Origin of the sequence: Terrabacter ginsenosidimutans, from assembly GCF_039539425.1 — a bacterium.
GTDB lineage: Bacteria > Actinomycetota > Actinomycetes > Actinomycetales > Dermatophilaceae > Terrabacter > Terrabacter ginsenosidimutans.
Genome location: NZ_BAABDC010000001.1, coordinates 86,917 through 108,398, shown reverse-complemented (window position 1 = coordinate 108,398; position 21,482 = coordinate 86,917). Strand labels below are relative to the sequence as shown.

Here is a 21,482-nt window from a genome sequence, read left to right as displayed (position 1 = left end):
AGGACCCCCACATGACCACCGTCGCCGAGCACATCATCACCTCGTTGGCCGATGCGGGAGTGACCCAGGTCTGGGGTGTGGTCGGCGACGCCCTCAACCCGCTGACGGACGCCATCCGGACGGAGGATCGCATCGAGTGGGTCGGGGTGCGGCACGAGGAGGTCGCGGCCTTCGCCGTCAGCGCCCAGGCCCAGCTGACCGGCACCCTCGGCGTCTGCATGGGCACTGTCGGGCCGGGCTCGATCCACCTCCTCAACGGCCTCTACGACGCGAAGAAGTCGCACGCGCCCGTCCTCGCCATCTGCGGTCAGGTGCCGAGCCCGGAGATCGGCACCGACTTCTTCCAGGAGGTCGACAACAACGCACTGTTCGCCGACGTGTCCGTGTGGTCGCAGACCCTGACGTCCGCCGGACAGCTGCCCTACCTGCTCGAGCAGGCCGTCAACGCCGCCCAGTCCATGCATGGGGTCGCGGTGCTGACGCTTCCCGGGGACGTCGGGGACCTCCCCGTCGACCGGGGTGTGCGGCCCGCGGCGTTCGCGCCCACCGGAGTGCCGGCGCCGGCCCCGGACGCGCAGGTCGACGCCGCCGTCGCCGCGCTGTCAGGAGATGCGCCGGTGACGCTCCTCGTCGGGTGCGGGGCGCGCGAGGCCCGGTCGCACGTGCTCGAGCTGGCCGACGTCCTCGCGGCACCGATGGTGCTGACGCTCAAGGCGAAGGAGGGCCTCGAGCACGACAACCCCTTCGAGGTCGGCCAGTCGGGCCTCATCGGCAACCCCGCGGCCGCCAAGGCCATGGACGACTGCGACGTGCTCGTCCTCGTCGGCACCGACTTCCCCTACCGCGACTGGTACCCGACCGGGAAGACCGTCATCCAGCTCGATGCGCGAGGCGAGCACATCGGCCGGCGCACGCGGGTCCAGCACGCGCTCGTCGGCGACGCCGCAGCCACGCTCGCGCGGCTCGTCCCTCGGCTCGACCGGCGCACGGACCGGGCCCACCTCGAGACGGCGCGCACGGCATACGAGCAGTGGCACGAGCGGCAGCGGTCGCTGCTCGAACCCGGCCACGACCACACGCTCCTCGGGCGTGCCCGCGCGGTCCTCGACAACCCCGACGAGCGGATCCGCCCCGAGGCGGTGGCTGCCACCGTCGACCGCCTCGCGCCGGACTCGACGATCTTCACGAGCGACACGGGCATGTCGACGGCATGGCTCGCCCGTTTCGTCACGATGCGCGGCACCCGACGGCTCGTCGGCTCCTACAACCTGGGCTCGATGGCCAACGCGCTGCCGATGGCGCTCGGTGCGCAGGCCCTCGACCGCACCCGTCCCGTCGTCGCCTTCGCCGGCGACGGCGGACTCATGATGCTGCTCGGCGACCTGCGCACCGCCGTCACCTATCGGCTGCCCGTCGTGGTGGTCGTCTTCGACAACGGGCGTCTCGGCATGGTCAAGCTGGAGCAGGAGCAGGGCGGCCTGCCGGAGTTCGGTACCGAGCTCGACAACCCCGACCTCGCGGCCGTCGCCGCCGCGATGGGGCTCGCGAGCCGCCGGGTCACCGAGCCCGAGCAGCTCGAGGCGGCCGTCACGTGGGCGCTCGCCGCCGACGGCCCGGTGCTGCTCGACGTCGTGACCAACCCCGACGAGGTCGCGATCCCGCCGAAGCCCAAGCTCGCCCAGGGCTGGGGCTTCGCCATCGCCAAGGCCAAGGAAGCCATGGAGAGCCGGTAGCCGTGTGTCGCCTCTTCGGGATGAGCGCCGGCCAAGCACGGGTGTCCGCGACCTTCTGGCTGCTCGACGCCGATGACAGCCTGAGCCGTCAGTCGCACGCCAACCCGGATGGCACGGGGCTCGGCACGTTCGACGAGGCCGGCCGCCCGGTCGTGGAGAAGCAGCCGCTCGCGGCATGGCACGATCCCGCGTTCGCGAGCGAGGCCAGGGAGCGGCGCAGCTCGACCTTCGTCGCACACGTGCGCCATTCGTCCGGCAGCGACCCCACTCCGGAGAACACCCACCCGTTCGAGTTCGACGGGCGGGTCTTCGCGCACAACGGCGTCCTCGAGGGACTGCCCGAGCTCGAGCGCCACCTCGGTGACGCGATGTCGCTGGTCCGGGGCGACACCGACTCGGAGCGCCTCTTCGCGCTCGTGACCTCGGAGACGGCGGCGGCCGGGGGCGACGTCGGCGTCGGCATCGAACGGGCGCTGGGGTGGGTGGCCGAACACCTGCCCGTGTATGCCGTCAACCTCGTCCTCGCGACCCCTTCCGACCTGTGGGCGTGCCGTTACCCCGACACGCACGCGCTCTGGATCCTCGACCGGCGCCACCCGGCGGCGGGGCTCGACCACCGCAGCGCGGCCGGCACGCGCGTCGTCAGCGACGAGCTGGGTGACGCCCCGAGCGTCGTCGTCGCGAGCGAGCGCCTCGACGACGACCCCGGGTGGCGGATGCTCGATCCCGGTGTCCTCGTCCGGGTCGGGCCGGACCTGCAGGTCGACGAGCGCGTCGTCGTCGACCACGACCCGGTGCACCGGCTCCAGCTGTCGGACCTCGGCGCCGCGGCCGCCTCGCAGCGTCCGACGGGTGCCTGAGCGGGCCGAGGGCGTGGGGCAGGGTGCGGGCTCAGCCGTCGGTCGTCGTGGCCGCGATGACGCGGCTCAGTGAGCCGTGCAGGGCCTGCAGCTCCTCGATGTCCATGCCCAGGCTGGCGACGATCTGTGGTGGCACGTCGAGGGCCTGCTCGCGGAGGCGTCGCCCCCGCTCGGTCAGGGTGATGGCGAGGGCGCGCTCGTCGTGCGGGTGACGGTCGCGCGTGACGAGTCCCGCGCTCTCGAGGCGCTTCAGCAGGGGTGAGAGCGTGGCCGGTTCGAGGCTGATGAGCCGACCGATCTCACGCACGGTCAGCGGTGAGCGCTCCCAGAGGGCCAGCATCACGAGGTACTGCGGGTGGGTCAGGCCGAGCGGCTCGAGCACGGGTCGGTAGAGCGCGATGACGTTGCGCGCGGCCACCGCGAGGGCGAAGCACACCTGGCGGTCGAGCCGCAGGAGGTCGTCCGGTGACGCGCCGGTCGTGCCGGGCCCGGTCCGTGGGGTCGTCGGTGTTCTCGTCGCCATCGCAGTCGTCCTCCGGAGGAGTGGTCGTTGATGTGTACACTAACAGTTAGTGCACAAACTACTGAGGAGCTATCTCGTGAGACGTTCGGGACCCAGCAGGGGACTGTCCATCGGCTACCGCATCGGCTACCGGCTGCGCCTCATCGGGCTCACGGTCTTCGGTCCGGCGCAGCTCGGCGAGGGCAACGACCCCAAGGCTCGGCTCGAGCGCGAACGTGCGGCGAGAGTGGCCCAGGCTACGGGCGAGCCCCCCTCGCGCGGCGACTGATCGACCACCGCAGCGGTCTCCACGTCCCGTCCGGTCTCGTTGTCATGTCGCTGGGTACGTCCCAGGAGTCACCGACCACCGAGCGAGGGAGAGACATGGGCGACCGCGTAGGACTTCTGGTGATGCTGGGCGTCGCCGTCCTCCTGGTGATGATCCTGCTCGTCATGCGACCGCGGCGGCGCACCAGGGACGACGTCGAGCACGAGACCCTGAACCCCGAGGTCGAGGCCGCCGACGGTCGACCCGTGGCACCTCCCGACACGGACCGACTCGTGGGCAACCCACCCATCGACACGCTCTCGTCGTCCGGTGAGGGCACCGCCGTCGCCGGGGCTGGAGCCGGTGGCCGGACTCCCGACGCGCGCGACCCCCTGCGTGCCCGGCCCAACGACGTCGGGAACTCGCCCGACCAGACCTGACCCTGGCTGCGGGGACCCACTGGGACATTTCCCGTCCGTCCGTCGCTGTACCGGAGTACCGTCGAGACAGGTGGATCGGACCCGGGAGGTGCCATGGGTGATCGTGTTGGGCTCTTCGTCATGCTGGCGGTCGTCGTGATCCTCGGGATCGGGCTCGTCGTCGTCGGTCCCCGCCACGTCTGGCGTGGCCGTGATGTGAACGAGTCCCTCAATGGGCACCGGGACGACACCGAGCGGGCGCGGCGGGACCATCCCGAGGGCGCCGAGCGGTCCCACCTCGTGGGCAACCCGCCGGTCGACACCATCACGCCGGACGGCTGGGGCGTCGCCCGTCCCGGTGAGGGTGCGGAGCCCGAGGAGCTGCCCGAGGACGTCCACCCGGAGCTGCACGAGGAGCGCGGCCACCGGCGACGCCACTAGGCGTCGCGACCGAAGCGCCAGGTCGTCGTGCTCGCATAGCGGTCGCCGCGGCGCAGGCGCGCCGACGGGAAGTCCGCGTGGTTGGGCGCGTCGGGAAAACCCTGTGTCTCCAAGGCGATTCCCGCCCGCGGACCGTATGCCGTCCCCGACGTCCCGATGACCGTGCCATCGAAGTGGGCACCGGTGTAGACCTGCACGCCGGGCTGGTCGCTCATGACCTCGAGCGCGCGCCCGGAGGTCCCCCGCAGGGTGGCGACATGGCGCAGGTTCGTCCCGTCCACGGCGAAGTTGTGGTCGATGCCCTGCCCGCGGACGAGCTGCACGTCGTCGCCGGCGAGGGCGTCGGCGATCACCGTGGGCCGGCGCAGGTCGAAGGGCGTTCCCGTGACGTCGCGGATCTCGCCCGTGGGGACGAGCTCGCCGTCGACGGGGGTGTACGCGTCGGCCGACACCGTCAGCCGGTGCGCGTCCACGGGGCCGCTGCCCTCACCGTCGAGGTTGAAGTACGTGTGGTTGGTGAGGCTCACGACGGTGTCGGAGTCGGTCGTGGCCGCATAGTCGATGCGGACGACGCCCGCCGTGACGGAGTAGGTCACGGCGACGTCCAGGGCGCCGGGGAAGCCCTGGTCCCCGTCCGGGCTGTGCAGCGTGAGGGTCACGTGGCTCTCGCCGTGCTCGACCACCGTCCAGGCGCGCTGGTCGAAGCCGTCGGCGCCGCCGTGCAGCGTGTTGCCGTTCTCGTTGGGGCTGAGCCGGTGCTCGACGCCGTCCAGGGTGAAGCGCGCCCCGGCGATGCGGTTGCCGTAGCGGCCGATCGTCGCGCCGAGGTAGTCGCGGCCCGTGCCGTAGAGCGATGCGTCGTCGAAGCCGAGCACCACGTCCGTCTCGTCCTCCCCGTCGAGCAGGACGAGACGGCGGACCGCGGCGCCGGCCGGCACCACCTCGAGCAGCAGGCCGTCGGCGCGCAGCTCGATCGACGTCGGGGTGGTGGGGGTCATGCGGCGCTCCTGCGGGGTGTCGTTCGCGAGCCGGCGGTTCAGCCGAGGAAGAAGGTCGACTTCGAGCCCGAGGCGTGCCCCACGACGAGGCGACCCTTGTCGTGGCGAACGTATGACCCGGGCGGTGCCGCCGACCGCCGTGACACGCCCTTGGGGTTCGACAGGCCCGGGAGGCGCTGGAAGCTCGCCTCGGCGGCATACGTCCCCGCGGTCTCAACGGGATCGACGGCGTCGAGACCGATGAGGAGCTGCCGCGTCTGCCCGTCGCATGCGCCGGGCGGGAGCCGCGCCCGAGCTCGTCGTCATCGACGCGGACACCACCCCCGCGAGCCGCCGCCAGGAGCTGCGCTGGAGCGCCGCCTACCACCGTCTCGCCGCACGCTGTGACGCATGGGCGGCCGCGCCGGAGGGCAGACTGACCGGATGGCGGAGACGAACTGGGCGGGCAACCACACCTACCGGGGGCGCATCGAGCGAGTCCGTTCGGTGGAGCACCTGCAGGAGGTCGTGGCCGCTGCGCCGCGCGTGCGCGCCCTGGGCTCACGACACAGCTTCACCGACCTGACCGACATCACCGACACCGACGACGGCGTGCTCGTGTCGCTCGTCGACCTGCCGACGACGGTCGAGGTCGACGCGGCGAACCGCACGGCTCGCGTGACGGGGCACGCGGCATACGGCGACGTCGCGACCCGGCTCCAGGCGTCCGGGTGGGCGCTCGGCAACCTCGCCTCGTTGCCGCACATCTCCGTCGCCGGTGCCGTCGCCACGGGCACTCACGGCTCCGGAGCCCGGAACGGCTCTCTCGCAACGGCGGTCGTCTCCCTCGACATCGTCGGTCCCGAGGGTGAGCTGCGGACGGTGAGCCGTGGGGACGCCGACTTCGAGGGCAGCGTCGTCGCGCTCGGCGCCTTCGGGGTCGTCGCCGCGGTCACCCTGGAGATCGAGCCGACCTACGACGTGCGCCAGGACGTCTACACCGGGCTGTCGTGGGAGGCGCTGGCGGACGACATCGACACGGTCACCAGCAGCGCCTCCAGCGTCAGCCTCTTCACCCGGTGGGCGGACTCGGGGATCGAGCAGGTGTGGCTCAAGAGTCGTATCGGCGAGACGCCGGCCCAGCTGCGCGGGGCACGGGTCGCGACGAGCACCCTGCACATGCTCGAGGGCGGCGCGGTGGAGTCGGTGACCCAGCAGGGCGGGGTCCCCGGCGCGTGGCTCGACCGGCTGCCCCACTTCCGCATGGAGTTCACGCCCAGCCGCGGCGAGGAGCTCCAGAGCGAGTACCTCCTGCCTCGCGAGCTCGCCCTGACCGCAGTCGAGCGACTGCGCGGCCTGCACGACCGCCTGGCGCCGGTGCTGCTGGTGTCCGAGCTGCGCGCGGTCGCCGCCGACAGGCACTGGCTCAGCAGCTCCTACGGCCGCGATGTCGTCGGCGTGCACTTCACGTGGGTGCGCGACCCCGCGCGGGTGTATGCCGTGCTGCCCGCGGTCGAGGACGCTCTCCTGCCGCTCGGGGCCCGTCCGCACTGGGGCAAGTGCTTCGTCGCCGGGGTGCGTGAGCTCGAGCCGCTCTACCCGCGGATGGCCGACTTCAGGGCGCTGCGGGACCGCGTCGACCCGGACCGCGTCTTCGGCAACGCCTTCCTCGACCGCGCCATCGGCTGAGGGTCGTCCTTCGCCCCACCGGTCTGCTCGACGGCCTCAGTGACGTCGACGGCGGCCCGGCGCCGGCGGCCGTGAGGCCTCGATGTCGCTCGTCACCGTGAGGAGGGAGCCCGCGATCGTCTCGAGCAGCCTGGCCACGCCCGGGAGGTCGGTCGCGCCCAGCTCGTCGAAGGCGTGCGGCATCCAGTCACGCACCTCGCTCAGCCGGCGCCGTCCCGACTCCGGGATCTCGACGGTGCTGCGTCGGCGGTCGTGCGGGTCGGGGACCCGCACGACCATCTCGAGCCGCTCCAGCCGGTCGACGAGCGTCGTCGTCGAGCTCGTCGTCAGTCCCAGGGCCGTCGCGAGGTCGGTCTGGCCCAGAGGGCCGCGGGCCAGCAGGTGACTGATGGCGCGGCTCTCGTTGACCGTGAGGCCGAGGTGGTTCGCCACCGCGATGCGGTACCGCTCTCCGGCGAGGATCAGCTCGCGGAGAGCAGCCGTCGCGGTGTCGCGGGCCGCGTCGCTCATGCTCCCACCATGCCAGACACATCGTTCGCCAGTCTGGTGGCTTGATCATCAAATCAACTGCCCGTAGCGTGGGGGCGTCGGCACGACGGACGCCCCCTGGTCGTCCATCGGTCCGTCAGACCGGGGTTGAGCAGCCAGCCCCGAGTCCGTGACCCCTCCACTCGGTGCTGCGTCCGGCAAGGCGGCTCACATGGACGGCGACAACACGGTGGTCGAGAGACTGCTCACCCCGGCGGAGGTCGCGACGATCTTCCGCGTGGACCCCAAGACCGTGAGCCGCTGGGCCAGGTCGGGCAAGCTCAACGCGCTGCGCACCCTGGGCGGGCACCGCCGCTACCCCGAGAGCGAGATCCGGGCCCTGCTCGACCAGCACCAGGACCGGACGGCCCCGTAGCGACTGTCGGGACGGTCCGGGTTCTCAGGCTGCTGCTTTCAGGGTGCTCGGGCTGCTAGAACTCCTCTGTCTGCTCGGGCTCAGAAGTCGCCGGCGTCGCGCCGCAGCCTGGTCAGCACGTCGACGAGCGACCGCACGTCCGTCGCGCCGAGGTCGGGCTGCTCGAAGACCTCGGTGTTGAGGGCCTTGGTCGCGCGCTCGGCGAGCTCTCGACCTTCGGCCGTCAGGGCCACGAGCATGGCCCGCCGGTCCTCCGGATGGGTCGAGCGGGTGACGAGCCCGGCGTCCTCGAGCCGGTCGACGGCGTTGGTGACGCTCGTCGGGTGCACCTGCAGGCGACTGCCGATGACCTTCATCGGCAGCGAGCCGCGACGGCTGAACCACAGCAGCATGAGCACCTCGTAGCGCGCGAAGGTGACGCCGAGCGGCTTGAGCGTGGCCTCGACCCGGGCCAGGACGATCTGGTGGGCCCGCATGAGCGAGGTGATGGCGGCCATGCCGTCGGCGGCTTGCCCCCACCCCTGCTCGACCCACTGCTCGCGCGCCCGGGCGATGGGGTCGAAGCCGAGCCCCGAGCCCGCCGCGACGCCGGCAGGGACCGTGGTGCCCGTGCTGCCGGGACCGGCCGCCCCGGCTGCCGCACTGGTCTGCGCACTCATGGCGCCATCGTAGGGTCGCAGACGCGTTGACGTCCATTAGTAGGAAGTCCTAGTATTTTCGCATGTCTGACGCACCGAAGCGCGACCTGCACCAGCCGACCCACCACGTCCGGCTCGTCACCGCGAGCAGCCTCTTCGACGGGCACGACGCGTCGATCAACATCATGCGGCGCATCATGCAGACGCAGGGCGCCGAGGTGATCCACCTCGGGCACAACCGCTCGGTCCAGGAGGTCGTCGACGCGGCGATCGAGGAGGACGTGCAGGGTGTCGCCGTCAGCTCCTACCAGGGCGGCCACGTCGAGTACTTCGAGTACCTCGTGCGGCTGCTCAAGGAGAACGGCGCCGGCCACATCCGCGTCGTCGGCGGTGGTGGCGGAGTCATCGTCCCCGAGGAGATCGCGCGGCTGCGCGAGTCCGGGGTCACGATCTTCAGCCCCGAGGACGGCCAGCGCCTCGGGCTCGCGGGGATGATCAACACCGTCGTCGCCGACTGCGACTTCGACCCGTGGGAGACCATGGCCGCGTCGGTGGAGGCGGTCCTCGCCGGTGAGCGAGCCGCCGTCGCGCGTGCCATCACGGGCGCCCAGGAGGGCGACATCGACGAGGTGACCCTGACGCGCATCCGCGAGGCCGCCGGCCGCCGGCGCGTCCCGGTCCTCGGCATCACCGGCACCGGCGGGTCCGGCAAGTCGAGCCTCACCGACGAGCTGATCCGCCGCCTGCGCCTGGACCAGCAGGACAAGCTGCGCGTGGCCGTCCTCGCCATCGACCCGACCCGCAGCCGCGGCGGCGGCGCCCTGCTCGGCGACCGCATCCGCATGAGCTCGCTCGACGGCGACCGCGTCTTCTTCCGCAGCCTCGCGACGCGTGGCGGCTCCCAGGTCCCGACCCACCTCGACGACGTCCTCGACATCGTGCGCGCGGCCGGGTTCGACCTCGTGATCCTCGAGACGCCGGGCATCGGCCAGGGCGACGCCGCCATCGTCCACTACGCCGACGTCTCGCTCTACGTCATGACGCCCGAGTTCGGGGCCAGCAGCCAGCTCGAGAAGATCGACATGCTCGACCGGGCCGACGTCGTCGCCATCAACAAGTTCGAGCGGCGGGGCGCCGAGGACGCCCTGCGTGACGTCGGCCGGCAGATGGTGCGCAACCGCGAGGCCTTCGGCAAGGGCCCCGCCGACATGCCCGTCTACGGCACGTCGGCCGCCACCTTCAACGACGACGGGGTCACGGCGCTCTACCAGGAGCTGCGAGACCTGCTGTCCGACAAGGGGATGCCCGTCGAGGAGGGGGTCCTGCCGCGGGTCGCCACCAAGCAGTCCACGCGCATCGCGACCATCGTGCCCGCCTCTCGGGTGCGCTACCTCGCCGAGATCAGCGACACCGTCCGCGGCTACCACGAGGCCACCGAGCGGTATGCCGCCGCGGCGAGCCGGGTGCAGCGGCTCGAGTCGGTGCGGGGCGAGCTCGCGGCCGCCGCCGCGGCCGACGACGTCGACAGTGCAGAGAGTGCCGTCCGGGCCGTGGAGGCCCTGCTGGACGAGGCCCGCACCGACGTGCCGACTGACGTGGCCGGCGCCCTGGCGGCGTGGCCGTCCGTCGTCGAGTCCTACTCCGGCGACGAGCAGGTCGTCAGCATCCGGGGCAAGGAGATCCGCAACGCGTTGACCCGGGAGTCCTTGTCGGGCAACAAGATCCCTCGCGTCTCGCTCCCGCGCTACCGCGACCACGGCGAGCTCGTCAGCTTCCTGCGTCGCGAGAACCTCCCCGGCTACTACCCCTTCACCGCCGGAGTCTTCCCGTTCAAGCGCGAGGGTGAGGACCCGGCGCGCATGTTCGCGGGCGAGGGCGACCCGTTCCGCACCAACCGCCGGTTCAAGCTGGTCTCCGAGGGCCAGCCCGCCACCCGCCTGTCGACGGCCTTCGACTCGGTGACCCTCTACGGCCGCGACCCCGACCCTCGCCCCGACGTCTACGGCAAGGTCGGCACCTCGGGCGTCTCCGTCGCCACGCTCGACGACATGAAGGCGCTCTACGACGGCTTCGACCTCGTGTCCCCGACGACGAGCGTCTCGATGACGATCAACGGACCCGCGCCGACGATCCTCGCCTTCTTCCTCAACACCGCCATCGACCAGCAGGTCGACGCCTTCCGGGCGCGGGAGGGCAGGGAGCCGGGCGACGCCGAGCGCGACGAGCTCACGGCATACGCCCTCGCCAACGTCCGCGGCACGGTGCAGGCCGACATCCTCAAGGAGGACCAGGGCCAGAACACCTGCATCTTCAGCACCGAGTTCAGCCTCAAGATGATGGCCGACATCCAGGAGTGGTTCATCGAGCGGAAGGTCCGCAACTTCTACTCGGTCTCCATCTCCGGTTACCACATCGCCGAGGCCGGGGCCAACCCCATCAGCCAGCTCGCCTTCACCCTCGCCAACGGCTTCACCTACGTCGAGAGCTACCTCGCGCGCGGCATGGCCGTCGACGACTTCGCGCCCAACCTCAGCTTCTTCTTCAGCAACGGCATGGACCCCGAGTACTCCGTGCTCGGCCGGGTCGCACGCCGCATCTGGGCGGTCGCCATGAAGGAGAAGTACGGCGCAGGGGAGCGGTCGCAGAAGCTGAAGTACCACGTGCAGACGTCGGGTCGCTCGCTCCACGCGCAGGAGATGGACTTCAACGACATCCGCACGACGCTCCAGGCGCTCATCGCGATCTACGACAACGCGAACTCCTTGCACACCAACGCCTTCGACGAGGCGGTCACCACCCCGTCCGAGGAGTCGGTGCGGCGCGCGCTCGCCATCCAGCTCATCATCAACCGTGAGTGGGGCCTCGCGATGAACGAGAACCCGCTCCAGGGCTCCTTCGTCATCGACGAGCTCACCGACCTCGTCGAGGCGGCGGTGCTCAAGGAGTTCGACCGCATCACCGAGCGCGGCGGCGTGCTCGGCGCCATGGAGACCGGCTACCAGCGCGGACGCATCCAGGACGAGTCGATGCTCTACGAGCACCGCAAGCACGACGGCAGCCTGCCGATCATCGGCGTCAACACCTTCCGCAGCCCGCACGAGGGGGAGACGCCCCGCAAGGTCGTCCTCGCCCGCGGCACCGAGGAGGAGAAGCAGGGCCAGCTCTCGCGGGTGCGCGCGTTCCGGGCGGCGCACGAGGTCGAGGCCGAGGCTGCGCTCGAGGAGCTCAAGGCCGTGGCGATCGAGGGTGGCAACGTCTTCGACGTCCTCATGCGAGCGGCGCGGGTGTGCTCGCTCCAGCAGGTCACCGAGGCCTTCTTCGAGGTCGGCGGTCAGTACCGCCGCAACGTCTGACCCCACCCCCTCTTCAACCGTCGAAAGGCCACGTTCGGCCCCTCCTCAACCGTCGAGAGGCCACGTTTGGCCCACCGCCACCCGTCGAGAGGCCACACCATGCCGCCACTGACGCTGACCGACGACCTTGCGTATGCCGTGTCGTTGCCCGCGCCGCCACGCCGGGTCGTGTCGTTGGTGCCGTCGATCACCGAGGCGCTGGCGACGACCTGCGCGGAACGGCTCGTCGGCGCCACCGACTGGTGCACGCACCCGAGCGACCTTGCGGTGCAACGGGTTCGTGGCACCAAGAATCCCGACCGTGCTGCCATCGCGGCGCTGCGCCCCGACCTCGTCGTGGCCAACAAGGAGGAGAACCGCGAGCTCGACGTGCGTCGGCTGCGGGCCGACGGCATACCCGTCTGGGTCACCGACATCGAGACGGTGCCGGAGGCGCTCGACTCGCTCGAACGACTCTTCGTCGAGGCGCTCGAGGTCGGCACGCCCGACTGGCTCGTCGCGGCCCGTGACGAGTGGGGCGGTCCGGTGCCCGAGCCGGTCGTCGACGTCGCCGTGGCGATCTGGCGCGACCCGTGGATGGCCGTCGGACGCGACACCTTCACGGGCGACCTCGTGTCGCGGCTCGGGTGGCGCAACGTCCTCTCCGACGCGTCGGAGCGCTACCCCCACGTCGAGGTGGCGGACCTCGACCGCGATGGCCTCGTCGTGCTGCTCCCCGACGAGCCCTATGTCTTCACGGCCGCCGACGGTCCGGAGGCCTTCGCTCGGGCCCGCACCGCCCTCGTCAGCGGACGCCTCCTCACCTGGTACGGCCCGTCCCTCGTCGGAGCCCGGGCCGTCCTGACCGACGCCATGGGGCCCTGACACACATCGACAGGGCGAGGCCGCATCCTGGTTCGCGGCCTCTCGACGGTCGCAGGGGGGCCATTCGTGGCCCTTCGACGGTTCAAGACGTCGAGAGGCCACGGATGGCCCCTGCGTTCACGTCGAGAGGCCACGGATGGCCCGTGCGTTCACGTCGAGAGGCCACGGATGGCCCGTGCGTTCACGTCGAGAGGCCACGGATGGCCCTCAGTCGGCGACGACCAGCAGGCCGGCGAGCATGAGCCGGCGCGCGAGGTCCAGGCCGACCATGTCGGCACGCAGGACGCCGCCCGCGACGAGAGCCACGAAGGTGCCGACGTCGTGGGTCTCGACCGGGAAGTCGGCGAGGCGGCTGCGCAGCCGCGCCGGACCGTCGCCTGAGGGCACGAGCCGCGCGGCCACGTGCGGACGGAGCTGGAGCGTCGTCTCCGGTCTGAGAGCCTCGGCGGCGGCCACCTGCGCCAGCGGACCGATGGGGGCGGCACGCTGGGTGCCGCGGGCTCGGGCCTCGAGGGCGTCGACCACGGCGGCCGTGTCGATCTCGCTCAGCGCGCGCACGAGGGCGGCACGCACGAGCTCGACGTCAGGGGCGATGGCCTGGTGGTCGAAGCCAGTCGGCGCGACGGCCAGCGACGCTCGCACGCGTTCGTCGCGACTGGCCTCGGCCAGGGCGATCGCGATGAGCTCGTCGGCGACGTGGCGCCGGGTCCAGACGTGGACGCCGAGGGTCAGGTGGGTGCTGACCCCGCCCAGTGCGGTCGCCGAGTGGATCCACCCGCGCGGGAGGTAGAGCACGTCGCCGGGGCGCAGGGTGAAGTCGTGGTCCGGGGAGCGACGGCCGGCCTCCTCGACCTGGGCGCGATGGTTGGTCCACGGCTGGTCGCGCAGGGGCGAGTCGAGCACGGGCGGCCTGACGCGCCAGCGCTTCTCGCCGGCCATCTGGAGCACGAAGACGTCGTGCACGTCGTAGTGGTCGCTGAAGCCGGTGTTCTGGCTGGGCGTGACGTAGGCGTTGGCCTGGACCGGGTGGCCCAGCTCCTCCGCCAGCTGCTGCGTGAAGTCGATGAGCGGACCCCAGGTGCGGTGCAGCCCCTGCAGCACGATGGTCGCCCCGCCCGCGAAGAGGTGGAGCAGCTTGTCGTCACTCACCTGGTCGGCGACGGAGGCGCCGACGCCGCCGCCCTCGGTGAACTCCCGGTCGCCGAGGGTCCGGCCGTTCTGGGCGACCCGGAGGAAGGGCGCTCGCAGACCGCGCCGTGACACGAGCTCGTCGACCGACCCTTCGCCGAAGAGGTCGAGCAGCCCGTCCGGCAGGTCGGCTGCTCGCGTGACCACGGGCGTGCGCGCCCAGTGGTCACGGGCGAACTCGTCCGCATCGAGGGAGACGAGACGCTGGAGCGCCGAGCGCCCACGCTCGCGCGCGGGCACTCGGCTCGTGGTGCCAGCAGACATCAGATCGAGCTGGTCGGGTCTGCTCCGGCGCCTCCGTCGGCACCGCCGTCGTGGCTGCTCGTGTCGGCTCCGCCGTCAGCGGGGCCCTCGGCGTCCGCGCCTCCGTCGGCACCGCCGTCGTGGCTGCTCGTGTCGGCTCCGCCGTCAGCGGGGCCCTCGCCGTCGGCGCCTCCGTCGGCACCGCCGTCGTGGCTGCTCGTGTCGGCTCCGCCGTCAGCGGGACCCTCTGTCGTCGGGTCGTCGCTCACGGGGTCCAGCGGGTTGTCGCTCATGGCTGCTCCTCCACAGGGTGTGCCGCGGCGCCGGACGACGCCGTCCCCGTGGTCCTACCCGGTCGCGGCGCCTCTGGCACGGGCGGGGTGGGCATGTTCTGATCGTGTCCATGGCGATCAGCAAGGGCGACACCGTCCACTGGAACACCTCGCAGGGCCGCACCACGGGCACGGCCGTCGAGAGGAGGGTCTCGGAGTTCACGTTCGACGGGCAGACCTTCAAGGCCTCCCGGGACGAGCCGTACTGGATCGTCGAGTCGAGCAAGACGGGCGCCAGGGCGGCGCACAAGGAGTCCTCCCTCGACGCCGGCTGAGGCGCCGCTCTCAGGTCAGGTGGTCGAAGTCCCCGCGCGTCCATGCCGCGTGGCGGTCGGCCGAGTGCCTGAGCACCGTCTTGGCGTCCGTCGGCACGACGGCGCCGAAGTTGTTGTAGAGACGGTCGAAGTGCAGCCGCTCCAGCTGACCGGCGATGCGCTGCACCACGTTGCCCGACAAGGGGATCCGGTTCGGATAGCTCCTCATGAAACTGACCGACCGCCGGTCCGGGTTGGGGAAGACTGCGTCGCCGGCGAGCAGCACACCGCGTCCGTCGGCGCCTGAGGTCCACTCGACGACGGCCTGGCCGCGGAAGTGACCACCGACGCGGTGCAGGGTGAGCCCCGGGGCCACCTCGCGCCGGTCGTCGTAGAGCTCGACGAGCGGGTCGCGGCGGCGCACCCACTCGGCGTCGGCCGACGCGACGAGCACCGGCACGCCCCCGAGCGCCCGCGCCCACTCGGTCTGCACGCCGTACATGTGGGGGTGGCTCGCGGCCACGGCCAGGGTCGGGCCGAGCGAGCGCACGTGGTCCAGGGCCGTGTCGTCGACGTAGCCGACGCAGTCGAACAGGAGCACGCCCTCGGGCACGCGCACGACCATCGTCTGCTGCCCGATGCCGACCTCGGGGTCGGCGCGCAGGCCCCAGAGGTCGGTCTCGACCTCTCTCACGGTGATGCGCGTCCCTCGCCCGCGCAGCTCCTCGAGGGTGGTCCATCGCTGCCCCGAGGCGGGCACCCACTGTCGCTCGTCCTCGCAGACGGCGCACGAGTCGGGAGGTGTCGGAAGGTCGTCGGTCTCGACGGCACACGTGGCACAGATCCAGATCACCCGCCCAGCCTGCCCGTCCGTCGGCGTGCGCACCAGCGGGTTTGCGGGAGGATGCACGGGTGATCCTGCACCTGCGCGCCGCCGTCGAGCAGCTGTATGCCGTCCCACCCGCTCGGTTCACGCCGTTGCGTTCCGAGCTGGTGGCCCAGGCGAAGTCGGCCGGCGAGAAGGCGCTCGCCTCCTCCATCGGTGCACTGCGCAAGCCGACGGTTGCTGCGTGGGCGGTCAACCACTTCGTCCGCGAGCACCGCGACGAGCTCGACGAGCTGCGGTCGTTCGCGGCCCTGCTGCGTGAGGCGCAGCGCACCCTCGACGCCGACCAGCTCAGGCTCCTCGGCCGGGAGCGGGCACGCCGGGTCGACGCCGTCGGCGACCGCATCGCCGAGGTCGCCGCCGACGAGGGCCAGAGGCTCGGGGCGGGCGTCTCGCAGGAGGTGCGCGAGACGCTCACGGCCCTCATCGCCGACGAGGAGGCTGAGGCGTCCGTCCTCACCGGGGCACTCGTCAAGGCCCTCAGCTACTCCGGGTTCGGCTCGGTGGACCTCGCCGACGTCGTGGCCCTCGAGGGCGTCGACGGGGAGCCCGAGGACGACGCCGCCGCCCGGCCGTCGTTGTCCGTGGTGCCCGGCGGGGGAGGCGATCCCGTCGACCTCGAGGAGCGGCGTCGCAGCCGGCGCACCGCCGAGCGGGCACGGCTCCAGACAGCCCTCGACGCCGCTCGCGCCGAGCTGCGCGCCGCCGACCGGCAGGTCGCCGTCCTGACGGCTCGCCAGGAGGAGGTGACCGAGGGCATCGCCGATCTCGAACGGCGGCTCGCGACCGCGAGGGCGCGGCTCGAGAAGGTCACGGGCGAGCTCGACGAGGCGGTCGGCATACGCGATCGGCGAGAGCGGCAGGAGGCGGCGGCCCGGGACGCGCTCGACGCCCACGGCGACGCCGACTGACCACGTCTCACCCGACCGCCGGCCCGGGCGGACGGGACGGTCAGGCGCGGCGCAGCCGCTGGCGCACCCGCTCGACCAGCCGGCGCGCCTGCGCGGCGGTGGCGTCGTCCTCGTCGTCCTCGTCCGACTCCGCCGGTCGTTCCCCCGGCACGGTCGCCGCGAGCTCCGGCGTCAGCTCGTAGGTGCGGGAGTAGATCTCGAAGAGCGCGAGCATCAGGGCCGCGACCGGCACGGCCACGAACGCCCCGGCGACGCCGAAGAGGGCCGCTCCGAAGAGCACCGCCGCGAACGACACCGCGGGGTGGACGTCCACCGCCTGGGCCGAGATCCTCGGCTCGAGCGTCAGGTTCTCGATCTGCTGGTAGACGAGGGCGAAGACGAGCATGGCCACGCCCTGCCACGGCTGCTCGCCGACGAGCCCGACGAAGACGGGGAGCGCGATCGCGATGTAGGTGCCGACGGTCGGCACGAACTGCGCCACGACGCCGGTCCAGATGCCGAGGGCCAGCCAGTACGGCATGCCGATGACGAGCATGAAGGCCGCCGAGAGACCGCCGCAGATGGCGGCCAGGACGAGCCGCGCCGAGACGTAGCCGCCCGTCTTGATGATGGCCAGCTCCCAGGCGGTGGTCAGCATCTCCTGGCGACGTGGCGGCGCGAGGCGGGCAACCCAGCGGCGCAGACGCGGCTGGTCGGCCGAGAGGTAGAAGGTGAAGAAGGCGAACGTCAGACTGCTGAAGGCGGCCCCCACGACGGTCGCGACCGCGCCCACCAGCCCGCCCGCCAGGCTCGTTGCGGCCGAGGTCAGCGCCGACGTGCCGATCCCGAGCTCCTTGAGGATCGTCTCGTAGTCGAGCGACATCCCGAACTGCTCGCTGGCCCAGGTCGTCACCTGGCGCAGCAGCTCGGGGATCGAGCGCACGAGGGTCGCGAGCTGCTCGGCGAGCAGCTGTCCGAAGGCGATGAGGAAGACGATGATGAGGACGAGGGTGCCGAACATGACGAGGAAGGTGGCGACCCCTCGCCTCATCCGAAGGGACAGGCGTGCCACTGCCGGTTCCATGGCGATCGCGGCGATCATCGACATGACCAGGGTGAAGATGACGCTGCCGCCGTCGTCGAGCACCCACTTGGCGAGGGCCGCGAGGGCCACGACACCGACGATCGTCCACCCCGCCCGCCACACGCTCTGCCGGTCGAAGCGGACCCGCACGTCGGTCGCGTGGGTCGGCCCGCGGGGCTGGTCGGGCGCCTCCGGCGACGCCACCACGGCTGGCAGCACGGGCTGCTCGTGCAGCTGCTCGTCGGGCGGCGGCGACTCGCTCATGACCTGATCCTGCCAGTCGGGGGCCGGTCGACCTCGGACGTCGCAGGCTTCGAGGTCGATTTCGTATCCGCGCCGCCGACCGTGTAGTCTCACCGTCGCACAACAGGTCGACCTGAGGGCGTTCTCGAGACGCTTTCACGGGGTCGGCCGTGCCCCAATAGCTCAGTCGGCAGAGCGTTTCCATGGTAAGGAAAAGGTCTAGGGTTCGATTCCCTATTGGGGCTCTGGTCGGTCGCTTCCCGGCCCGTCGCAGTCGCGGCGGTGCCGGGGGACGACAGCCCATGGCGGGGTAGCTCAGCTGGTTAGAGCGCACGACTCATAATCGTGAGGTCGCGGGATCGAGCCCCGCTCCCGCTACCACTTCCGCGTGCACCCGGACGGATTTCTCTAATCATCGGGGTGTCGCGTAACCTTGGACGTCGCGCCTGCGTGCCACCCCGGGAGCCCGGAACGCGTGACGCGCCGCGCGACACCCGTCGCAAGACGACCGAACACCCGAGTACGTTTCCGAAAGAGCAGGTTGCCGTGGCCAGCAAGAGCAGCGACGTCCGTCCGAAGATCACGATGGCGTGTGTGGACTGCAAGGACCGCAACTACATCACCAAGAAGAACCGTCGGAACAACCCCGACCGTCTCGGGATGAACAAGTTCTGCCCGAAGTGCGGCAAGCACACGGAGCACCGCGAGACCCGCTGAGCCCGACGCACGTCGACCGCTCCCTCGGCCCATCGGGCCGGGGGAGCGTTGTCGTTCCCCGGCTCACACCGACCCGGCCCGGCCCGGCCCACACCGACCCGGCCCGGCCCGGTGGGCAGCGCAGGCTCCCGTCGGCGCCGGTCGGTAGGGTGCCCGTATGCCGGTGAACGCAGACTTCCAGGGCCGGGTCTACCCGCCCACCGAGACCTATCGGGTCAGTGCCGCCAAGATCCGCGAGTTCGCCGAGGCGGTCGGCTCCTCGGACCCCGTGCACGTCGATGCCGACGTGGCCCGGGCCCGCGGCTACGCCGACGTCATCGCCCCGCCGACCTTCGCGGTGCTGATCGCCCAGCAGTGCGATGCGCAGCTGATCGGCGACCCCGACGCCGGGATCGACTTCTCGCGTGTCGTGCACGGAGAGCAGCGCTTCACCCACCACCGCCCCCTGACGGCCGGTGACGCCGTCGTCGGCACGCTGCACGTCGACACCGTGCGCGAGGCCGGCGGCCACGCGATGGTCACCACCCGCACCGAGCTGGCCACCGAGCAGGGCGAGGCCGTCTGCACCGCCACGTCGACCATCGTCATCCGAGGAGGCGAGTGATGTCCGCCCAGCAGAGCACTCCGGCGCCCGCGACCGTCCGCGCCTTCTCCGAGGTCTCGGTCGGTGACGTGCTGCCGCCGGTCACGATCCACATCGACCGGGCCCGTCTGGTGCAGTACGCCGGGGCCTCCCTCGACCGCAACCGCATCCACTGGGACGAGCGGTTCGCCAAGCAGGTCGGACTGCCCGACGTCATCGCGCACGGCATGTTCACGATGGGTTCGGCCGTCACCCTCGTCACCGACTGGGCCGGCGACGCCGGTCGCGTCGTCGAGTACGGCGTCCGCTTCACCAAGCCGGTCGTGGTGCCCTACGACACCGGCGCAGACCTCGAGGTCTCCGGTGTCGTCAAGTCGGCCGACCCGGAGACGAAGCGCGTCACCGTCGAGCTCACGGCCACCACGGGCGGCGAGAAGGTCCTCGGCCGCGCCCTGGCCGTCGTCGTCCTCGACTGACGGCGGCGGTCGCCCCGTGCGCGAGCAACACGACGTCCCCCTGTCCACGCTGACGACGATGCGGGTCGGCGGTCCCGCAGCCCGGCTCGTCACCGTCACGACCACCGACGAGCTCGTCGACGCGGTCCGTGAGGTCGACGACGCCGACGAGCCCCTGCTCGTCGTCTCCGGCGGCTCCAACCTCATCGTGTCCGACGACGGCTTCGAGGGCACGGTCGTGCACGTGGCCACCTCGGGCATCGAGCCCGAGTCGGCCGACTACTGCGGCGGGGCCGTGGTCCGGGTCGCGGCGGGTGAGCCGTGGGACGACGTCGTGGTCCGTGCGGTCGCCGAGGGCTGGGCCGGCGTCGAGGCCCTGAGCGGCATCCCGGGACTCACGGGCGCCACCCCCATCCAGAACGTCGGGGCCTACGGCCAGGACGTCTCGCAGACCATCGCCCAGGTGCGCACGTGGGACCGGCAGGAGCAGGCCGTGCGCACCTTCATGAACGCCGACTGCGCCTTCACCTACCGCCACTCACGCTTCAAGGGCCACTCCCGCTACGTCGTGCTCGACGTGCTCTTCCAGTTCGAGGTCGCCGACCTCGGTCGCCCGGTGGCGTATGCAGCCCTGGCGAAGGGTCTCGGGGTCGAGCTCGGCACGCGGGTCCCCCTCTCGGACGCCCGCGAGGCGGTGCTCGAGCAGCGACGGTCTCGTGGCATGGTGCTCGACGCCGCCGACCCCGACACGTGGTCGTGCGGGTCGTTCTTCACCAACCCGATCCTGAGCCGCCGCGAGTTCGACGCCCTCGTCGAGCGCGTGGGGGAGCGGCTCGGGTGGGAGGGGCCGACGCCACCGCGGTTCCCCGAGTCCGACGGCCGCGTCAAGACGAGCGCGGCGTGGCTCATCGACCACGCCGGCTTCGCCAAGGGGTTCGGCCTGCCCGCGCCGGCGGCACTGTCGACGAAGCACACCCTCGCGGTCACCAACCGCGGTGGTGCCACGACGGCCGACGTCCTCGCCCTGGCCCGGCAGGTGCGCGACGGGGTGCGCGACATGTTCGGCGTCACCCTCGTCAACGAGCCCGTCCTCGTGGGCGAGCAGCTCTGACGCAGCACCGACGGGCTTCCGGCTCGTACGCGTGAGGCCCCGGTTCCGTTGGGAACCGGGGCCTCACGCGTCGACCGACGTGACGCTGCTACTTCGTCAGGACCACGGAGAAGGTCTTGGCGGGGATGCTCTTGTCAGTGGTCTTCACCGCGTAGGCGGGCCGGTTGAAGGCCAGGCGCAGGGCGCTCGTCGTGCCGCGGTTGATCTTGAAGAAGACCCAGCCGCTCGTCGTCGCCGAGCGCTTGGCGGACTTCAGCGGAGCGGCGTTCCAGCGCGAGGTGAACTCGCTGGTCGGGGTGACGGTCTGCTTCGGGTCGGCGGCGATGAGCGAGAACATCGACGGGTCGATGGAGGCGGAGTAGCGCGACCCGGCTGCAGCCGTCACCCGCACGCCGACGATCTCGAACTGCTCGGCCCCGACGGGCTGGCCGCTGGGCCACTTGAGGTGGCGGGCGAGGCGGACCGCGGTGATCGTGTGCCCGAGGTCGGGGTCCTTGATGACGGCCTTGATCGAGGTGTAGGCGACCTTGTCGGTCGCCGGACCGTCGGTCGCTGCCGTGCTCGGGGCCGTCGTGGTCGACGGCGAGGCCGAGGTCTCGGTGGGCGCGCTCGTGGTGCTCGTCGCCGCGGTCGTGCCGCTCGGCGCGGTCGGGTCGGCCGTCACCGGCGACTCCCCGCTGCATGCCGCGAGCGCGACGGCAGGGGCGACCAGGCCGATGACGGCGAAGCGTCGCAGACGGGTGCTGGGGGCGGTCGATGGGCGTGCGGGGGCGGCGGCAGAAGTCTTCATCTCGCCACCAGCATGACCGGGCGCACCGATGCTGAGCAAACTCGGTGGGACGCCCGGA

The 21,482-nt window shown here is 71.7% G+C and carries 25 protein-coding genes and 2 tRNA genes; 17 read left to right on the top strand and 10 right to left on the bottom strand.

The genetic code is table 11. From position 1 onward, the window contains the following. The first annotated feature begins 11 nt into the window (after positions 1–11). Complete coding sequence (locus ABD831_RS00585) at positions 12–1,733, top strand: thiamine pyrophosphate-dependent enzyme (RefSeq protein WP_344940022.1); 1,722 nt, start codon at positions 12–14, stop codon at positions 1,731–1,733. A gap of 2 nt (positions 1,734–1,735) precedes the next feature. Further along, positions 1,736–2,593 (top strand): class II glutamine amidotransferase, encoded by an 858-nt coding sequence (locus ABD831_RS00580; RefSeq protein ID WP_344940019.1) that lies wholly within the window; start codon positions 1,736–1,738, stop codon positions 2,591–2,593. 31 nt (positions 2,594–2,624) lie between these two features. Here ABD831_RS00580 and ABD831_RS00575 read toward each other — a convergent pair whose 3' ends face one another. Then, positions 2,625–3,116 carry a MarR family winged helix-turn-helix transcriptional regulator gene (locus tag ABD831_RS00575; RefSeq protein WP_344940016.1) on the bottom strand — a complete coding sequence of 164 codons (492 nt, stop codon included), beginning with the start codon at positions 3,114–3,116 and terminating at the stop codon, positions 2,625–2,627. Positions 3,117–3,192: 76 nt separating this feature from the next. Between ABD831_RS00575 and ABD831_RS00570 the strand changes: the two genes are divergently transcribed. The 3 genes from ABD831_RS00570 to ABD831_RS00560 all read left to right on the top strand — a co-directional run bounded on the left by ABD831_RS00570 (position 3,193) and on the right by ABD831_RS00560 (position 4,223). Continuing rightward, positions 3,193–3,384, top strand: a complete 192-nt coding sequence (locus tag ABD831_RS00570; protein ID WP_344940013.1) for a hypothetical protein — start codon at positions 3,193–3,195, stop codon at positions 3,382–3,384. A 95-nt stretch (positions 3,385–3,479) separates the two neighbouring features. Continuing rightward, complete coding sequence (locus ABD831_RS00565; RefSeq protein WP_344940011.1) at positions 3,480–3,803, top strand: hypothetical protein; 324 nt, start codon at positions 3,480–3,482, stop codon at positions 3,801–3,803. A 93-nt stretch (positions 3,804–3,896) separates the two neighbouring features. Beyond that, a complete protein-coding gene (locus ABD831_RS00560; RefSeq protein WP_344940008.1) occupies positions 3,897–4,223 on the top strand; it encodes a hypothetical protein in 327 nt (108 codons plus the stop codon). Here the strand turns inward: ABD831_RS00560 and ABD831_RS00555 are convergent. Continuing rightward, the gene (locus tag ABD831_RS00555) at positions 4,220–5,221 is read right to left on the bottom strand and encodes an aldose epimerase family protein (protein ID WP_344940005.1); all 1,002 of its coding nucleotides are present in this window, start codon (positions 5,219–5,221) and stop codon (positions 4,220–4,222) included. The genes ABD831_RS00560 and ABD831_RS00555 overlap by 4 nt on opposite strands. 38 nt (positions 5,222–5,259) lie before the next feature. Beyond that, positions 5,260–5,463, bottom strand: a complete 204-nt coding sequence (locus tag ABD831_RS22220; protein ID WP_425582783.1) for an AbfB domain-containing protein — start codon at positions 5,461–5,463, stop codon at positions 5,260–5,262. Between the two features lie 181 nt (positions 5,464–5,644). Here ABD831_RS22220 and ABD831_RS00550 point away from each other — a divergent pair, with 181 nt between their 5' ends. Next, the gene (locus ABD831_RS00550) at positions 5,645–6,889 is read left to right on the top strand and encodes a D-arabinono-1,4-lactone oxidase (protein WP_344940002.1); all 1,245 of its coding nucleotides are present in this window, start codon (positions 5,645–5,647) and stop codon (positions 6,887–6,889) included. A gap of 36 nt (positions 6,890–6,925) precedes the next feature. Here ABD831_RS00550 and ABD831_RS00545 read toward each other — a convergent pair whose 3' ends face one another. Then, a complete protein-coding gene (locus tag ABD831_RS00545; protein ID WP_344939999.1) occupies positions 6,926–7,399 on the bottom strand; it encodes a MarR family winged helix-turn-helix transcriptional regulator in 474 nt (157 codons plus the stop codon). 190 nt (positions 7,400–7,589) lie between these two features. Here ABD831_RS00545 and ABD831_RS00540 point away from each other — a divergent pair, with 190 nt between their 5' ends. Beyond that, positions 7,590–7,793, top strand: coding sequence for a BldC family transcriptional regulator (locus ABD831_RS00540; protein WP_344939996.1), 204 nt, complete (start codon positions 7,590–7,592; stop codon positions 7,791–7,793). 80 nt (positions 7,794–7,873) lie between these two features. On the opposite strand, the gene ABD831_RS00535 is transcribed toward ABD831_RS00540, so the two are convergent. Continuing rightward, the gene (locus ABD831_RS00535) at positions 7,874–8,452 is read right to left on the bottom strand and encodes a MarR family winged helix-turn-helix transcriptional regulator (RefSeq protein ID WP_344939992.1); all 579 of its coding nucleotides are present in this window, start codon (positions 8,450–8,452) and stop codon (positions 7,874–7,876) included. A 62-nt stretch (positions 8,453–8,514) separates the two neighbouring features. On the opposite strand from ABD831_RS00535, the gene icmF reads away from it, so the two are divergent. Both icmF and ABD831_RS00525 read left to right on the top strand, forming a co-directional pair. Next, positions 8,515–11,784, top strand: a complete 3,270-nt coding sequence (gene icmF, locus ABD831_RS00530; RefSeq protein WP_344939989.1) for a fused isobutyryl-CoA mutase/GTPase IcmF — start codon at positions 8,515–8,517, stop codon at positions 11,782–11,784. 99 nt (positions 11,785–11,883) lie between these two features. After that, positions 11,884–12,648, top strand: a complete 765-nt coding sequence (locus tag ABD831_RS00525; RefSeq protein WP_344939986.1) for a helical backbone metal receptor — start codon at positions 11,884–11,886, stop codon at positions 12,646–12,648. A gap of 207 nt (positions 12,649–12,855) precedes the next feature. Here the strand turns inward: ABD831_RS00525 and ABD831_RS00520 are convergent, their stop codons facing one another. Next, the gene (locus tag ABD831_RS00520; protein WP_344939983.1) at positions 12,856–14,100 is read right to left on the bottom strand and encodes a cupin domain-containing protein; all 1,245 of its coding nucleotides are present in this window, start codon (positions 14,098–14,100) and stop codon (positions 12,856–12,858) included. After that, on the bottom strand, positions 14,100–14,372 hold the full coding sequence (locus tag ABD831_RS00515; RefSeq protein ID WP_344939980.1) for a BatC protein: 273 nt from the start codon (positions 14,370–14,372) through the stop codon (positions 14,100–14,102). Before ABD831_RS00515 ends, ABD831_RS00520 begins: the two co-directional genes overlap by 1 nt. Positions 14,373–14,482: 110 nt before the next feature. Between ABD831_RS00515 and ABD831_RS00510 the strand changes: the two genes are divergently transcribed. Next, on the top strand, positions 14,483–14,686 hold the full coding sequence (locus tag ABD831_RS00510; RefSeq protein ID WP_142176929.1) for an HVA1 family protein: 204 nt from the start codon (positions 14,483–14,485) through the stop codon (positions 14,684–14,686). 10 nt (positions 14,687–14,696) lie between these two features. On the opposite strand, the gene ABD831_RS00505 is transcribed toward ABD831_RS00510, so the two are convergent. Continuing rightward, the gene (locus ABD831_RS00505) at positions 14,697–15,518 is read right to left on the bottom strand and encodes an MBL fold metallo-hydrolase (RefSeq protein WP_344942970.1); all 822 of its coding nucleotides are present in this window, start codon (positions 15,516–15,518) and stop codon (positions 14,697–14,699) included. A 59-nt stretch (positions 15,519–15,577) separates the two neighbouring features. Between ABD831_RS00505 and ABD831_RS00500 the strand changes: the two genes are divergently transcribed. Continuing rightward, entirely contained in the window at positions 15,578–16,462 is an 885-nt protein-coding gene (locus ABD831_RS00500) for a hypothetical protein (protein WP_344939975.1), read from the top strand. Positions 16,463–16,502: 40 nt separating this feature from the next. Here ABD831_RS00500 and ABD831_RS00495 read toward each other — a convergent pair whose 3' ends face one another. Continuing rightward, the gene (locus ABD831_RS00495; RefSeq protein ID WP_344939972.1) at positions 16,503–17,789 is read right to left on the bottom strand and encodes an AI-2E family transporter; all 1,287 of its coding nucleotides are present in this window, start codon (positions 17,787–17,789) and stop codon (positions 16,503–16,505) included. Positions 17,790–17,940: 151 nt separating this feature from the next. Between ABD831_RS00495 and ABD831_RS00490 the strand changes: the two genes are divergently transcribed. The 6 genes from ABD831_RS00490 to ABD831_RS00465 all read left to right on the top strand — a co-directional run bounded on the left by ABD831_RS00490 (position 17,941) and on the right by ABD831_RS00465 (position 20,634). After that, positions 17,941–18,013: transfer RNA gene (locus ABD831_RS00490), tRNA-Thr, on the top strand. Positions 18,014–18,072: 59 nt separating this feature from the next. Beyond that, a tRNA-Met gene (locus tag ABD831_RS00485) sits at positions 18,073–18,149 on the top strand. A gap of 165 nt (positions 18,150–18,314) precedes the next feature. Continuing rightward, a complete protein-coding gene (rpmG, locus tag ABD831_RS00480; protein WP_142176932.1) occupies positions 18,315–18,485 on the top strand; it encodes a 50S ribosomal protein L33 in 171 nt (56 codons plus the stop codon). A 157-nt stretch (positions 18,486–18,642) separates the two neighbouring features. After that, positions 18,643–19,089: an FAS1-like dehydratase domain-containing protein gene (locus ABD831_RS00475; RefSeq protein WP_142176933.1), complete on the top strand. Its 447-nt coding sequence runs from the start codon at positions 18,643–18,645 to the stop codon at positions 19,087–19,089. Continuing rightward, a complete protein-coding gene (locus ABD831_RS00470; protein WP_344939967.1) occupies positions 19,089–19,544 on the top strand; it encodes a MaoC/PaaZ C-terminal domain-containing protein in 456 nt (151 codons plus the stop codon). Before ABD831_RS00475 ends, ABD831_RS00470 begins: the two co-directional genes overlap by 1 nt. Before the next feature lie 16 nt (positions 19,545–19,560). Continuing rightward, a complete protein-coding gene (locus tag ABD831_RS00465) occupies positions 19,561–20,634 on the top strand; it encodes a UDP-N-acetylmuramate dehydrogenase (protein ID WP_344939965.1) in 1,074 nt (357 codons plus the stop codon). A gap of 88 nt (positions 20,635–20,722) precedes the next feature. On the opposite strand, the gene ABD831_RS00460 is transcribed toward ABD831_RS00465, so the two are convergent. Continuing rightward, a complete protein-coding gene (locus tag ABD831_RS00460; protein WP_344939962.1) occupies positions 20,723–21,424 on the bottom strand; it encodes a hypothetical protein in 702 nt (233 codons plus the stop codon). Between the last annotated feature and the right edge of the window lie 58 nt (positions 21,425–21,482).